The sequence below is a fragment of the Actinoplanes solisilvae genome (assembly GCF_003999975.1).
Classification (GTDB): domain Bacteria; phylum Actinomycetota; class Actinomycetes; order Mycobacteriales; family Micromonosporaceae; genus Actinoplanes; species Actinoplanes solisilvae.
On record NZ_RJAC01000081.1, the window covers coordinates 1 to 1,190 of the forward strand.

At 66.8% G+C, this 1,190-nt stretch carries 2 protein-coding genes; both read right to left on the reverse strand.

Translation table 11 applies throughout. The features are described 5' to 3' along the window. Positions 1–18 precede the first annotated feature (18 nt). Positions 19–627: a transposase gene (locus tag EER30_RS46670; RefSeq protein ID WP_127509788.1), complete on the reverse strand. Its 609-nt coding sequence runs from the start codon at positions 625–627 to the stop codon at positions 19–21. Continuing rightward, the gene (locus EER30_RS46675) at positions 552–1,097 is read right to left on the reverse strand and encodes a winged helix-turn-helix domain-containing protein (RefSeq protein ID WP_205650736.1); all 546 of its coding nucleotides are present in this window, start codon (positions 1,095–1,097) and stop codon (positions 552–554) included. The genes EER30_RS46670 and EER30_RS46675 overlap by 76 nt, the downstream gene beginning before the upstream one ends. Positions 1,098–1,190: the final 93 nt, after the last annotated feature.

Below are 1,190 nucleotides of genomic sequence, written 5' to 3' on the forward strand. Positions count from 1 at the left end.
GCTAGACACCTTTTGCGGTCAGGGTCTGGCTGGTGCCGGTGGTGAAAGGCCGGTTCCGGTGAAGAAGGCGTCGATCAGTCCGGCTCGGTATTGCATGCGGTTGAGCCGGTTCTTCACGGCTGCGGCCAGGTCGTTCGCGGTGCGGACGGCCAGGTTGGCGAGGCTGCCTTTCATGGTCGACCAGACCTTCTCGGCCGGGTTGAGTTCGGGAGCGTAGGCCGGGAGCAGATAGACGCGTAGCCATGGCCGGGCGGCGATCGCGGCCTGGATCGCGGGTGTCCGGTGTAGCGACAGCCGGTCCCAGACCAGCACGATCGGTGCCTGCAGCTGCTGGTGGGCGGCGTCGAGCAGGCGGATGAGATCAGGTTCGCGGAACCCTTTCGGTTCGCCTTTGCGCCCGCGGTAGAGCAGGGTGCGGTAGATCAGCCGGGATCGGTGGCCGGGCCGGTAGCAGCACAGCCCGGCCACCGACACCCGGACAGTGCCTTTGGCGGTCACCTTGACGATCGGGGTGACACCTTTCGGCGCCCAGGTGGTGGCCTTGTGCGCCCTTAGCGTCTGGCCGCACTCGTCAGCGAAGCAGATCCATGCGTCTTGCCGGGCGGCGACTCTTTTAGCGCCGGCCATTGATACCGCCGCCACGCGGCGATCGCCGCCTCATCGCGTTCGGCAGCCCGGTGGATCGGCATTTGGGCGGTGTAGCCGAGGCGGCGCATCGCCTGCCACGCCGTGGTGATGCTGACCCGCAGATGAAACAGAGTGGCGATCAACGCCACGACCCGGACCAGGGTCCAGCGCTGATCCTCGCCGTAGCCGGCCGCGGCCGGGCCCCGCTCGAGGCGTTCTCGTAGTCGCACGAGCTGCTGCTCGGACAGCTTCGGATCCGGGCCCGAGGCACCCTTGGACACCAAGGCCTGCGCACCGCCGGCGACCCAAGCACGCCGCCACTGATACGCCGACTTCGTCGACACTTCCAAACGCTGCGCGACCGCCAGCGGCGGCACACCAGCAGCGAACAGTTCCGCCGCCTGCTGCCGCACCTGCTCACGCCGGACGCGTTCTACCTGATCAACACCACCGCCATCGCCGTACCGCATAAAACCAGGAGACCCGACAACACACATACCCGTCGATCACCCAAAAGCCTCACAATGGACCCGAAAGAGACCCCCACCCCAAAAGGTGTCTAG